General features: G+C 66.4%; 9 protein-coding genes. 5 read left to right on the top strand and 4 right to left on the bottom strand.

Translation table 11 applies throughout. The annotated features are described in order from the left end of the window. Positions 1-23: 23 nt before the first annotated feature. From AC5QAH_RS10510 to AC5QAH_RS10495, 4 genes are all read left to right on the top strand, one after another. The gene (locus AC5QAH_RS10510; protein WP_019338297.1) at positions 24-1,370 is read left to right on the top strand and encodes a c-type cytochrome; all 1,347 of its coding nucleotides are present in this window, start codon (positions 24-26) and stop codon (positions 1,368-1,370) included. Continuing rightward, the gene (locus AC5QAH_RS10505) at positions 1,367-2,293 is read left to right on the top strand and encodes a c-type cytochrome (RefSeq protein WP_049455345.1); all 927 of its coding nucleotides are present in this window, start codon (positions 1,367-1,369) and stop codon (positions 2,291-2,293) included. Before AC5QAH_RS10510 ends, AC5QAH_RS10505 begins: the two co-directional genes overlap by 4 nt. Positions 2,294-2,408: 115 nt before the next feature. Beyond that, positions 2,409-4,787 (top strand): TonB-dependent receptor domain-containing protein, encoded by a 2,379-nt coding sequence (locus AC5QAH_RS10500; protein WP_049412659.1) that lies wholly within the window; start codon positions 2,409-2,411, stop codon positions 4,785-4,787. Positions 4,788-4,795: 8 nt separating this feature from the next. Then, positions 4,796-6,904, top strand: a complete 2,109-nt coding sequence (locus AC5QAH_RS10495; RefSeq protein ID WP_495232329.1) for a phosphocholine-specific phospholipase C — start codon at positions 4,796-4,798, stop codon at positions 6,902-6,904. Between the two features lie 100 nt (positions 6,905-7,004). On the opposite strand, the gene AC5QAH_RS10490 is transcribed toward AC5QAH_RS10495, so the two are convergent. The 4 genes from AC5QAH_RS10490 to AC5QAH_RS10475 form a co-directional block, all read right to left on the bottom strand. Further along, the gene (locus AC5QAH_RS10490; RefSeq protein ID WP_495232328.1) at positions 7,005-8,600 is read right to left on the bottom strand and encodes an alkaline phosphatase D family protein; all 1,596 of its coding nucleotides are present in this window, start codon (positions 8,598-8,600) and stop codon (positions 7,005-7,007) included. A 10-nt stretch (positions 8,601-8,610) separates the two neighbouring features. Then, positions 8,611-11,544, bottom strand: coding sequence for a TonB-dependent receptor (locus tag AC5QAH_RS10485; protein ID WP_241874941.1), 2,934 nt, complete (start codon positions 11,542-11,544; stop codon positions 8,611-8,613). A gap of 141 nt (positions 11,545-11,685) precedes the next feature. Beyond that, positions 11,686-12,708 carry a FecR family protein gene (locus tag AC5QAH_RS10480; RefSeq protein WP_478414482.1) on the bottom strand — a complete coding sequence of 341 codons (1,023 nt, stop codon included), beginning with the start codon at positions 12,706-12,708 and terminating at the stop codon, positions 11,686-11,688. Continuing rightward, positions 12,705-13,220 carry an RNA polymerase sigma factor gene (locus AC5QAH_RS10475; protein WP_043402430.1) on the bottom strand — a complete coding sequence of 172 codons (516 nt, stop codon included), beginning with the start codon at positions 13,218-13,220 and terminating at the stop codon, positions 12,705-12,707. Before AC5QAH_RS10475 ends, AC5QAH_RS10480 begins: the two co-directional genes overlap by 4 nt. Positions 13,221-13,258: 38 nt before the next feature. On the opposite strand from AC5QAH_RS10475, the gene AC5QAH_RS10470 reads away from it, so the two are divergent. Beyond that, entirely contained in the window at positions 13,259-13,657 is a 399-nt protein-coding gene (locus AC5QAH_RS10470) for a hypothetical protein (RefSeq protein ID WP_019338289.1), read from the top strand. The last annotated feature ends 171 nt before the right edge of the window (positions 13,658-13,828 follow it).

Here is a 13,828-nt window from a genome sequence, read left to right as displayed (position 1 = left end):
GCGGGATTCCCCACAGTGCCGCCATGCGCACCTCGTTCAAGCTCGCCATTGCCCTGGCCGCCACGCTGGCCGCCGCCTACGGCATCGCCCGCACCACGCCCTACTGGTTCGCACCGCGACAGACGGCGCAGGTCGACATCCACGATCCGGCGCTGATCACGCAGGGACAGTACCTGTCGCGCGCGGCCGACTGCGCGGCCTGCCACACCGCGCCCGGCGGCAAGCCGTTCGCCGGTGGCCTCGGCATGCAGACGCCGATGGGCACGATCTACTCGACCAACATCACGCCCGATCCGGACACCGGCATTGGCGCCTACGACTACGCCGACTTCGAGCGCGCGGTACGTCGCGGCATCCGTCACGATGGGCAGCCGTTGTATCCGGCAATGCCGTACGCCTCGTACGTGATCGCCAGCGATGCCGAAATCAAGGCGCTGTACGCCTACTTCATGGGCTCGGTGCAACCGGTGAAGCAGGACAACGCCGACAGCACGATCCCGTGGCCGGCCAACATGCGCTGGCCACTGGCCTGGTGGCAGCTGCTGTTCGCACGCCCGCGCAGCTTCAGCCCGGATCCGTCGCTGGATGCCGGCCAGCAGCGTGGTGCCGAACTGGTGGAAGGCCTGGCCCATTGCGGTGCCTGCCACACGCCACGCGGCCTGGCGTTCCAGGAAAAGGCGTTGGCCGACGATGGCAGCCGCCAGTTCCTGTCCGGTTCGGTGCTGGAAGGCTGGTACGCGAAGAACCTGCGCAACGAATCGACCGGCCTGGCCAGCTGGAGCGAGGGCGAGATCGTCGACTTCCTGCGCACCGGTCGCACCGATCGATCGGCGGCCTTCGGTGGCATGGCCGATGTGGTCGAGCACAGCACGCAGTACCTGTCCGACGCCGACCTGCTGGCCATGGCCCGCTACCTGAAACAGCTGCCGGCGCGTGAGGGCCGCAGTGCGCAGTGGTCCCCCGGTACCGACACCACCACCGCCGCACTGCGCAGCGGCGACTACCGTGTTGCCGGTTCGCTGGCCTATGCGGAGCACTGCCAGGCCTGCCACCGTGCCGACGGGCGCGGCATGCCCCGCGTCTATCCGGCGCTGGCCGGCAACTCGATCGTGTTCGCCGATGACCCCAGTTCGCTGGTGCAGGTGACCTTGATCGGCGGCCGCACGCCGCATACCCCGCATGACCGCATGGCCTTCACCATGCCAGGCTTCGAGCAGCTGCCGAACGCGCAGCTGGCACAGATCCTGACCTTCATCCGCAGCAGCTGGGGCAACCAGGCCAGCGCAGTGAGCGAGGTCGACGTGGCGCGCATGCGCCGGGTGGTGCGCGACAAGCCCGTGCACTACGTTCCGCAGGAGACCGCACAATGAAGCGTTCGCGCACGCGTTCCCGCCTGCTGATCGGCAGTGCGATCACCCTCGTGGCGCTGGCGGGCGCCGGTGCCCTCGCCTACCGTCATCTGTATCCGGACCTGGATGCCGCTGTGGCCAGCACGATCGATATCCTCGATGCGCAGGGCAAGGTGGTCGGCCACTACCGCGCGCCCAGCGCCGAGGAGATCGCCGGGCTCGGCAATGCCGAATCGGTGATGCTCGGCCGCCGCATCCTCAACGAGACCGCACGGCTGCTGCCCGACAATGTCGGCAACGATCTGAACTGCAACTCGTGCCACATGGCCGAAGGCAAGCGGCCGTTCGGCAATCACTACTTCAATACCGGCGGCGGCGCCTATCCGCGCTACATGCCGCGCCCGGGCAAGGTGATCGGGCTGACCGAGCGCATCAACGGCTGCCTGCAGCGTTCGATGAACGGCAAACCGCTGCCGAAGGACGCGCCGCAGATGCGCGCGATGCTCGATTACATGGCGTGGTTGAGCAGTCCTGTGCCAGAGGGTGCAAAAGTGGCCGCCCCCAGTGAGGGGCCGATCGACAGCACGCTGACTCCGGACCCGATCCGTGGCCAGGCACTGTACGCCGTGCAGTGCGCCGCGTGCCATGGCGACAGCGGCGAAGGACGGCGCGACGCCAGCGGTGACATCGCCTTCCCGCCGCTATGGGGTGACCACAGCTTCAACATCGGCGCCGGCATGGCACGCTTGTACAAGGCCGCCGGCTTCGTCAAGCACAACATGCCGCCGGCGGTGACCCGCGAGCCGCCACTGGGACAGCAGGTGATGCCCGACCAGGACGCGGTGGACATCGCCGGCTATTTCATCAACCAGCCGCGGCCGGACTTCGCCAACAAGGGCAAGGACTGGCCGCGCGACCCGAAACCCAAGGACGCGCGGTACTGAAGCAGGCAGCAGGTGCCGGCCGTCACACAACACGGTTCCTGCATCGCCACGTCATGTCGATGTCATTGGTGCTGCCGACACTCGGGGGCTTCTCTCCCTTCAAGGTCCGGTATCGATGCGAACGATTGCGCGCTTTCCCCGTGTTTCGCTGCTTGCCCTGCTGATCGCCCCCGCACTGGACGCCCTGGCCGAAGCACCGCAGGGCGAGACGGCCGAAGCGCGCAGCAGCGATGCCCGCACCCTCGACCAGGTGCAGGTGATCGGCCAGGCCACCAGCTACGCCAAGACGTCGGTGCGCGCAGAAACACTGAACCGGCAGACGGTGATGAGCAGCGTCAACGATGCGCTCAATGAAGTGCCGGGCGTGGTGGTCAGCGAGGCCGATGCCACCGGTTCGTCGGTGTGGGGCACGCAGATCAGCATGCGCGGCTTCGTCACCAACCGCGATACGCAGCAGATCGGCACCACCATCGACGGCCTGCCGAACGGTGGTTCGGGCTACGGCGGTGGATCGCTGGCCAACCGCTACATCGACACCCTTGATCTGGAGACGGTGGAAGTGAGCCAGGGCACCGCCGATATCTCCTCGCGCTCGAACGAGGCGCTGGGCGGCACGCTCAACTTCCTCACCAGCGATCCGCTGCAGGACAGCCGCCTGCGCTTCGTGGTCGGTGCCGGTGACAACGAGGCACGCAAGTACTACGTGCGCTACGACACCGGCCTGCTCGGCGGCCACACCCGCGCCTGGGTCAGTGCCTCCTCGTCGAAGGTGCACGACTGGATCGACGGCACCGGCCACGCCAGCAACGACCACATCGCCGGCAAGTTCATCACCGAACTGGACCGCTGGACGCTGACCGGCTACCTGTCCTACAACGACGCCGACGAGCCCGAATACACCAGCGTTTCGCCGACGGGCTTCGCAACCAACCCGGAGCGCGACAACCTGGTCGGCACCCTCACCGGCATTCCCTACCTGGACCAGAACTACCGCTCCGGTTCACGCGCCCTGCGCGAGAACACCTTCGGCTACCTGCGTGCGGCCTTTGACGGCGGCAATGGTTTCAAAGCGTCGGTGGCCGCCTATGGGCATCGCATGCAGGGCCGCGGTGACTGGCTGCCACCGTACCTGGCGCAGGTCAGCGATGATGGTGCGGGCCGCCCCGAGTCGGAGTACCTCGGTGGCAAGACCGTGTACGGCGGCAGCAACCGCGGCCAGATCTTCTTCGTCAATCCTGATGGCAGCGCGGCACAGCGGCTGGCCAACTGCACGCCACGGTTGGGCTTCACCGCCGAGTACGATCCGAACTGCTACGCCGGCAACGTGCTGGGCGCGCAGTCGTATCGCCACACCCACTACGACAACGATCGCATGGGCGTGACCGCCGACGTCGAATGGCGGCAGACCTTCGGCGCGGTCGACAACACGATCCGCGGCGGCCTGTGGGTGGAGAAGCTGGACCGTTCGGCGCGCCGCGACTGGCACCGCCTGCTCAACGTCGGCCAGAGCATCGACTTCGACCACCAGCCGTACTGGGTTCAGTTCGAAGACAAGTACAAGGTCGACGAGCAGATGTACTACGTGGAGGACGTGGCGCGCTTCGGGCCGTTCAGTGCACGCCTGGGCGTGAAGCAGTTCTTCGTCGACCAGTCGCGTCGCCGCGTGATCGGTGCCAGCGAACACGTGACCTCCGATTCCAAGTCCGACCCGTTGCTGTCGACCGGTTTCACCTGGGCGCCGGGCGTGGAAGGCATGGAGCTGTTCGCCGGCTTCTCGCAGAACTTCGCCGCCATTCCCTCCGGCGTGCTCGGCGAGACCGACCCGCAGCGCTTCCGCAACGTCGAACCGGAGACCGCCGACAACATCGAAGTGGGCATGCGCATCAGCCGCTGGCCGCTGACCGCCTCGGTGACCCTGTACAACATCAAGTTCGACAACCGCATCGTCTACCTTCCGGCAGGTTTCGTCAGCGGCATCGACTATCTCGGCGAGACCGACGGTGTCTACGAGAACTTCGGCGGCGTGGAAAGCAACGGCCTGGAAGCGGCGTTCGGCTACGGTTGGGACAACGGCTGGCGCCTCAACGCCGCCTATACCTACAACCGCTCCAAGTACCTGGGCAGCGGCGATGCCGCGCGCGATACCCAGCTGGGCATCGTCGATGGCGCCAAGGTGATCGGCCAGCCCGAACAGACCCTGGTGCTGTCGGCGGACTGGCAGGGCGAGAACTGGAACTTCGGCCTGTCCGGCCGTTACCTGGGCACGCGCTACCTCGACGCCGCCAACGTCAACAAGCTGCCCTCGGCCACCGTGTTCAACGCCAACATCGGCTTCGACCTGCAGGGGCTGTCGCCGCGCCTGAAGGGCATGGGTGCCAACCTGGTGGTGAGCAATCTCACCGACAAGCGGTATCTTGCAGGGGTGGACGGCCGCGACAACGCCTTCATCGGCGCCCCGCGCACCGTCGGCATCTCCTTCCGTGTGGACCTGTGAGTGAGCCCGTGACCGATATCGGCCGACGCCGGTTGTTGCAGGCCGGCGTTGCCGCCGGCCTTTCCCCGCTGCTGCCCAGCATCGCCCGGGCCGCAGCGATCGCGCCTGCGGCGCAGACCCGCAGTCTGGAAGACCTGCAGCACATCGTGGTGTTCATGCAGGAGAACCGTTCGTTCGATCACTACTTCGGCACGCTGCCGGGGGTACGTGGATTCGGCGATCGCTTCGTGGCCCCGGCGCCGGCACTGCAGGCCGGCGGCCGCACCCGCAGCCTGTGGCTGCAGCCCGACGCGAGCGGCGCGCGCGCGATCGCGCCGTTCCCGCTGGATACCGCCGCGCACTTCGGCTACATGCGGGTGGAAGGCACACCGCACACCTGGCCGGACGCACAGCGTGCCTGGGACCACGGGCGCATGGGGCAATGGCCGAAGGCCAAGCAGAACCACTCGATGGGCTACTTCCAGCGCAGCGACCTGCCGTTCCAGTTCGCGCTGGCCGACACCTTCACCATCTGCGACGCCTATCACTGCGCGATGCAGGCCGGCACCAACCCGAACCGGGTGTTCCTGTGGACCGGCCACAATGATGCACACGCGCGTGCTGGTGGACCGGTGATCGCCAACTCGCACGACAATTTCCCCGAACAGGGCGGGTACCCGGCGTCGTACCGCTGGACCAGCCATGTCGAGCGCCTGCAGAACGCCGGCGTGTCCTGGCAGATCTACCAGGACATGGCCGACAACTTCACCGACAACCCGCTGGCCGGTTTCGAGGTATTCCGCCAAGCCCATCGCGCCGCGCCGGGGCATGACCCGCAGTTGCGCGCACGCGGCGTCAGCACCCGTGGCCTGGCGCAGCTGCGCCAGGACGTGATCGGTGGGCGCCTGCCGCAGGTCAGCTTCATCATCGCCGACGCGGCGGGCAGCGAGCATCCCGGCCCCTCCAGCCCCGCCCAGGGCGCGGCCTATACCGCGCGCGTGCTGGACGCGCTGACCGCCGATCCAGAGGTGTGGAGCCGCACCGCGCTGTTGCTGATGTTCGACGAGAACGACGGCTTCTTCGACCACATGCCGCCACCGGCACCGCCTTCACCGCTGGGCACCGGCTGGGCCGGTGCGTCTTCGGTCAGTACCGAGGGCGAGTACCACCGCCATCCGGCACCGGGCGACGAGAAGTACGACCTCGCCGAACTGCGTGGCCGCCCATATGGGCTGGGTCCGCGCGTGCCGCTGTATGTGATCTCGCCGTGGAGCCGCGGTGGCTGGGTCGATTCGCAGGTGTACGACCACACCTCGGTCATACGGTTGATCGAACGTCGCTTCGGTGTGGCCGCACCGGACATCTCGCCGTGGCGCCGCGCGGTCTGCGGCGACCTGAGCAACGCGTTCGACTTCGCCCAGCGCGATACCCGCCCGTTCGTACGCGGCCTGCCGGACGTGAGCGCGGTGGCCGCGCGCGCCGCCGCCCTGCCAGGACGCACCGTGCCCGCGTTGCCCGAGGGACTGAAGCCGGCGAAACAGGAAAGCGGCGTGCGCCCGGCGCGTGCCCTGCCCTACCGGCCGCAGGCATCGATTGCCGCTGTCGACGCCTCGGGTGTGGATCTGGCGCTGTCCTGCGAAGGCGCAGCAGCAGTGCTGCATGTTTACGACCGGCTGCGGCTGGATGCGGTGCCACGCCGCTACACGCTGCTGCCGGGCATGCCGCTGCGCGAGCGCTGGCCGCTGGACGCCCAGGGTCGCTATGACCTGTGGCTGCTGGGCCCGAACGGCTTCCACCGCCACTTCCAGGGAGCGGCCACGGGTCCTGCCGTGCAGGCTTCAACCGATCGTGCGGATGGCCAACTGCGGCTCCGCCTGCGCAATCTGGGTGACAGCGCGCAGCAGGTGCGTGTGCAGCCGGGCGCCTATGCCGGGCATATGCCCGAGCAGACGCTGGTGCTGCCCGCACATGCAGAGACCGCGTTGGCGTGGGACGCAACGCCCACCGCAGGCTGGTACGACCTGCTCGTCGGTGCGGGCGACAGTGCCCTGCGCCTGGCCGGCCGCGCCGAGGATGGGCGCCCCGGCACCAGTGATCCGGCGATGGGCAGCGAGCCATTGCGGTTCGAGCACGATTGAAGGATCTCTGTAGAGCCAAGCCCATGCTCGGCTGCTCTTCGATAACTGACCGGAAAAGCAGCCGAGCATGGGCTCGGCTCTACAGGCCAGACCGGTAGGATCAGGCCTCCTGCAGCCCCGGCCGGCCGTGCTCCACCGCGTAGCGCTTCCAGCTCTGCACCGCGCCATTCGACTGCATCACGGTATCCAGCGTCTTCATATCGCCGATCCACGCATCGCGGGTGACATCGCACAGCACGTAGCCACGCTTGTCGGTGGTCGCTTTCAGATAAGGGCTGTGCGCAATCTGGTTGCTGGCATACGCGTCCACACCCTGGCCATCGGCGCCGGAAGTGATCGACGTGGCGAGGAACTCGCTGGAGATCACGCCCGAGTCACGGTGGTCCTGCACCAGATCACTCGCATAGTGGCGATGCGCGTCGCCGCAGGCAGTCACTACGTTGCCGAAGCCCACCTTCTGGATGTGGTCAAGCAGGCGCCGGCGGCTGTCCAGATAGCCTGACCACTGGTCGTCGGACGATTGCACCACGCCGTCCTTCTCGCGCATGTAGTTGCCCAGCGCCACCTGGTGGGCAATCGTGTGCCAGCGTGGTGCAGCATCGGCCAGGCCGTCGAACAGCCAGCGCTCCTGCTTCGCCCCCACAATGCTGCGCTCTGGCGATTCCACCTCCTCACGCAACGCCATGTTCACCTGCTTGCTGCGGTACTGGCGGGTGTCGAGCAGGTGCAGGTCCATCAGCGTGCCGTAACGTGCGCGCCGGTACATCTGCATGTGGCCATCGCGCGGGAATGCCGAGCGGCGCAGTGGCATGTTCTCATAGTAGGCCTGGAACGCCTGTGCGCGACGCAGCAGGAACACTTCGCTGGGCGTGTCATCCTGGTCTTCGGCACCAGCCCAGTTGTTGTCCACTTCATGGTCGTCAAAAGTGACGAACCACGGTGCCGCCGCATGCGCGGCCTGCAGGTCGGGATCGCTCTTGTACTGGGCGTAGCGGCGGCGGTAATCATCCAGCGTGTAGATCTGCGGGCCGACGTGGTTGCGCAGGTTGGTGAACGGCTGGCCGTTCATCTTCCGCAGGCCCGGCTGGCTTTCGCCTTCGTAGATGTAATCACCGTAGTGGAAGACGAAATCCAGCGGTTCCTCGGCGATGCGCCGCCACGCGGTGTAGTGGCCTTCTTCGTAGTGCTGGCAACCGGCCACCGCAAAACGCACACGATCCACTGCGGCCGTGGCTGCGGGCAGCGTGCGGGTACAACCGACCGCACTGGCGTGGCCGCCTACGGTGAAGCGGTACCAGTAGGGCCGTCCGGGCGCCAACCCGTCCAGCTCCACGTGCACGGCGTGGCCGAGTTCGGGATGCGCCATTGCCGAACCCTGGCGCACCACCTTGCGCATGCCATCGTCTGCTGCCAGTTGCCACTCGACCGCCATCGGCCGGGTCGGCATGCCACCGCCGAACACCAGCGGTTCGGTCGCCAGGCGCGTCCACAGCACCACGCCATCGGCCGAGGGATCACCCGAGGCCACGCCCAGGGTGAAGGGTGTGCTGGCAAAGCGCGGCTTGGCCAGCAGGTTGCGCGGGTTCAGCGCGGTGGCATCGGCCTGCGCGGCCAGCGCGTGCGCCGTGCCCATCCAGGCACCGGCAGCGGACAGGCCGGCCAGGGCCAGGAATCGCCTGCGATTGATCGTCTCCACGGCTGTGCCCTCAGTTGTAGATGATGTGGAAGTAGAAGAAGCGGCCGTAGTCGTCGATCTCGGTACGGAAGCGCCCGTTCGGGCCGGTGCTGTAGGTCGGCTGGGTGTTGAACAGGTTCTTGGCTTCGTACTTCAGCGTCACGTGCCTGCTGACCTTGTGGCTGAAGGCCATGTTGAAGGTCATGTACGGGTCGTAGTACGAATCCAGCCATTCGGTGTCACCGAAGTCGACCAGCATCCGGCTGCGGTAGGTGCCGGACAGGCGCAGCTGTGCGCTTTTCCAGGGCATGCGCCAGATCACCGAACCGTTGAGCGACCAGTCCGGCTGGTACAGCAGGCGATCCAGGCGGCGCTCGGTGCCATCGCTGATACGGTAGTTGGTCTGGCCTTCCAGCCGTGTAGCGTTGAAGTACATGTCGAAGCGCTGGCGTCCCCACTGCAGGTTGCGGTTGGCCACCGCGAACTCGACACCGCGCAGCGTGGACTCATCGGTGTTCATCGGCTGGGTCACCCGATAGCGGGTATCGCCCACGTTCTCGAAGGTGGTCAGGGTGTAGATGTCGTCCTTGATCACCTTGTCGAACAGCGCCACCGAGACCAGGCCGTTGTTTCCGTTGAAGTACAGGTCCCACGCCAGGTCGATGTTGGTGGAACGTCGCGGCTGCAGATCGGCATTGCCCTGCTTGATGCTGCAGAAGCCCCTGCCCTCCTCGTCATCGCCACAACTGGTACTGGTGGCCTGGGCGATGTTGCTCGGCGTCGGCCGGCCCAGCGTGCGGCTGGCGGAGAAGCGCAGGCGCTGGTCCTCGCTCAGCTTGAACGTCGCATTCAATGAAGGCAGCAGGTTGTTGTAGCCACCGCTCGTATTGCGGAAGGCGGAGGTATAGGTAGTGCCGCCATCATCGCTGAACGGGCTGTAGGCATCGAAGCGGGTGTGGTCGTAGCGCAGGCCGCCGATCAGCAGCAGCCGGTCCCAGGCGTAGTGCGCGGATACATAGGCATTGGTGATGTCCTCCACATACTTGTAGTCGCTGGTGAAGTTGGCATTCGGATACGCCGCATTGTTGTTGCCCAGTTTCGGCAGCAGTTCCTCGTTCCACTTGCGGTTGTCGATCAGCGGGAAGCCCGGCACGCTGCCCAGCAGCGTCGAACCCGGATACAGGTAATCGTTGAGCGTGGCATTGCTCTTGAAGTAGTCGAAGTCGATGTCCTGCCAGATCTTCAGATGGCGGTACTCGGCGCCGGTGGCCAGGCCGAAGCCACGCGCATCGGCGTCGATGTTGTAGCTGAAATCCGCGCGCAGGTTGTCGATGCTCTCCTTGGCATCGCGCGGGGAGACATAGGCCTGCGCCGGATTGAGCTTGAACGCGGAGCTGGTCAGCAGGCTGGAATCGGAAACCGCCACCGCGTTGGGGAACCCGTGGCTGTCGTTCTCGTAGTCGACGAACAGATTGCTTGGGTAGGCGCGCACACCCCAGTAGACCTGGTTGTTGTGGAAGGTCTCTTCGGTATGGCCGCCACGCAGGGTCAGCCGCGAACGGTCGCCCATGTCCCAGTTGAAACTGGCGATGGCACCACGGTTGCTGCGGTCCCAGCGGTCGTGACGGTTCTTGATGTAGATGCTGTTGATCTGGGTGGTGCCGCTGTCCTCGGTCTGGTTGCGGATCGGGAACTTGGCATTGCCGTACAGATCGGTCTTGTTCATCGTCGAGTTCTCGTAGAACCGGTACGAGTACAGCAGCAGCGATGCGTAGAACGGATCATCCGAGGGCTTCCACTCAAGCTTGGCGGAGCCACCGAAGTTGGTGATGAAGTTGGTATAGGTGCCGGTGCTGAAGTTGCCAGGCGCACGCAGCCCGTTCCAGCCCTTGGCCTCGTCCGGACCGGTGGTACCGTCGGCGAGGTATTTGCCAGCGTCGTTGTAGTAGTAGTTCGACTCCACCCAGCGCTTGACGCTGTTGCGTGAACGCTGCTCGTAGCGTGCCACCGCAACGATGCCGAACTCCTGGTCGGCGCCGAACTGGTTGGAGAACACCACCTTGGCGCTCTTGCCGAAGTGGCCCAGAGTCTCGTGGTTGCCGCCTGCGCTGCGCTCGACGTTGGTCTCGGCGGTGGAATAGATGCCCGCCACATCGGCAAACACGTACTTGCCGGACCGGTCGAAAGCACTGCGGCTGATGATGTCGATCACGCCGCCGATCGCATCCGGTGCCTGCTCCGCACTGAAGCTCTTGTAGATGTCGGTACGGGTGCCGATGTCGCTGGGAATCAGCTGCAGGTTGTTCATTCGCTCGCCGGAGCCACTGCCTCCCACGCTGGCAATTGCGATGCCATCGATGGTGGTGTAGTTGAGGTTGGCCTGTACCCCGCGCACGGTCACGTAACGTGGCTCGCCGGCATCCTCCACCGCACTCAGACCTGGAGCGGCCATCAGGCTCTCGGCCAGGGTCTCGTCGCCGTAGCTGTCCATCTCGTCGTAGACCACCGAATCCTTGATCACTGGCGACGACTTCTTCTGGTCGATCACCTCGTGCGCGGCAATCACCTTGACGGTGTCCAGGGTTGGCGCCACCACCGCCTCTGCCTCGCGCGGCTTCGGCGCGGCCGGCTTCGGCGCGTTGCTTACGGGCGCCGGATCGATGGCGATGACGTTGCCATCCACCACGGTGTAGCCCAGGCCGGTCCCGGCCAGCAGTGCGTCCAGCGCCTGCTTGACGGTAGCACCGCGCGGCACCGCACCGGCCATGCGCGCATCACCGCCGGCCGAGTACAGGAACTGCACTCCGGAACTGCGCGACAACTGCTCCAGTGCACGTGCCAACGGCTGCGCCGCGATCGGCGCCGAAACGCGGGCCTCCAGGCCATCGGCAGTGGCCGCGACCGCCAGCGGCACGCTGCAGGGAGACAGGGCGAGGATGATCGACAGGTAGAGCGTGTTGCGCATCACGGGTCCTTGGAAGAGAGAAGGCAGCAGGCGCCGCTGCGTGGCTCGGCAGTGGCTTCTCCCAAGTAAGAGCCCGCATCCACCGAAGTGGAGAACGCGGATTCGATGAATTTTTTCTGACAGTCCACGGCCACGTCGGCCTCAGCGACTGCCGACCCGCACGGTGTCGCCTTCGCGCCTCACCAGGAAACGCGGGTCGCGTTCGAGGAAGGCCTGCAGCGCACCGATGCGATGCGCATCGAGACTGCCCGACAACCGTGCCGATGCAGCGCCTTCGTCCAGCACGCGGACCTGTACCTGGTTGTGCCGGTTGAAGGCAGCGGCTACCTCGTCCAGCCGCTCATCCAGGAAGGACACCTTGCGTTGCTGCCAGTCCAGCAGCATCGACAACGGTACATCCAGCGACTCCACCGTATGGCTGCGCGCGTCGACCTGCACCACCCGGCCTTCGCCCAGTTGCGCAAGACGCCGGGCGTCCGCACCCTGGCTCCAGATCTCCACCTCGCCGGAAACCACGCCGATGCGCGTGCTCTTCAACCGTCGCGCGACATCGAACACCGTGCCAATGTCTCGAATCTCGAGGCCGTTCACCTCCACCTCGAACGGACGGCGGTCGCGGGCGATGTCGAACGTGGCCTCACCCTGCAACAGCTCCACCTTGCGGCTGAGCCAGCCCATGCGTACCCGCAGGCGGCTGTCCGCGTTGAGCCGCACCTGGGTCTGGTCGGGCAGCACCAGGTCGCGAAGCTCACCCTGTCCGGCACTGTAAAGTTGCGCGGTGGGCATCAGCTGCGGAACCAGGCCCACGCCGAGCAGGGCCGTACAGGCTGCGGCAGCCATCACCCACCAGCGCGCACGCCCCCGAGGCCGCACAGCGCGCGGCGGCGCATGCATGCTACCGAACAGCGGCACCACCTTGGCGGCGACCTGCCGCGGTGGCACCGGCGCCTCTTCAGGCAACGGCGATTGCAGCGCCTCACCGACCTGCCGGTGCAGCGCGAGGGCGTGCATATAGGCGCGCACATGCTCCGGCGAGCACTTCATCCAGTCCAGGAACGCAACCCGCTCGGCCTCACCCAGTGTTCCGTCGCGATTGCGCAGGAACCAGTCCATGGCCTCGCAGGTGATCGTGTCGTCGGCCACGGTCGATGAGTTCCGGCTCATGTGTGCTCCCTGGCGCCCAGCGCGTTCCTGCAGGCCTCCAGCCCCTTGCCGATGTGCTTGCGCACCATGTGCACCGACACCTGCAGCTGCTGACTGATTCCCGGGCAATCCAGCCCGTCGCGGTAGTGCAGCTCCATCACCCGACGCGTGGTCGCCGGCAGTCGTGCAATGGTGCTGCGGATATCGTTCCAGCGCTGCGCACGCTCGAATTCGCCTTCGATGTCTTCTTCGCTTTTCAGCACTTCGGCCAGCAGGTCGACGTCTTCCAGCGGCGGCAGCGACGACCGCGCGCGCGCATGCTCGCGCGCCAGGTTGGCCGCCACGGTGAACAGGTAGGCTTCCGGGTTCTCGACCGCATCGGCATCTTCGCCGGTGCTGCGCAGCAGGCGCAGGTAGACCTCCTGCGCCAGGTCTTCGGCATCCTCGCTGGCCGAACCGCGACGCAGGAAGAAGCCACGCAGCAGCCGGCGCCGCAGCGCGTAGCTCTTCTCCCAGATCCTCACGCTGTTCACGGCCGGCCAACCACCCCGAGGCTGGAAAGCCCCGCAGGGTGACCGCCATCGATGACAGTGGCGTTTCAACGACCGGCAGGCAGCCGCTAGAATGCGGCCCCTGCACTGTCCCGGCAGCCCGCACAAGGAGTGCTCCCATCAACGCACGCACCGCCATCAACACCCTCAGCAGCCTGCTGTTCCTGCTGCTGGTCGCCCACACCACCGCCTACCAGCAGCAGATGTGGCCGCCCAGCCGGGTCATCCATGTGCATCCGGTAGTCGTCGTCCTCGCCTATGCGCTAGGTGTGCTCACGCTGCTGCTGTGGATCGGCGGCCGACGTGCACCGGAATCCGCCCAACGCCTGGCGCGCTGGCTGCCCATCGTCGCCTGGTGCCTGCTGGGCGTCGGCGTGGCGATCATCCCGGTGTTCCTGCCTGGGCTGTCCCCGGCCTGATCAGCGGTCGCACCCAGCGCATCGGCCCATGATACGGCGCGCGGCGCCAACCCTTGCTTGCCAGAGACCCAAGCCTCGCCCGCCTACCGAAGCGTGGGGGGCAGGCCTACGCTTGTCTTCTCGGTGGCCGCCACGGTCGCCCTTCGCGTCACGGCCCCGCCGTTGCGACCC

It is taken from the genome of Stenotrophomonas sp. YJH_SMC_43 (genome assembly GCF_059372535.1).
The sequence above is the reverse complement of the archived record's forward strand: the minus strand, read 5'-3'. Positions and strand labels throughout refer to the sequence as shown.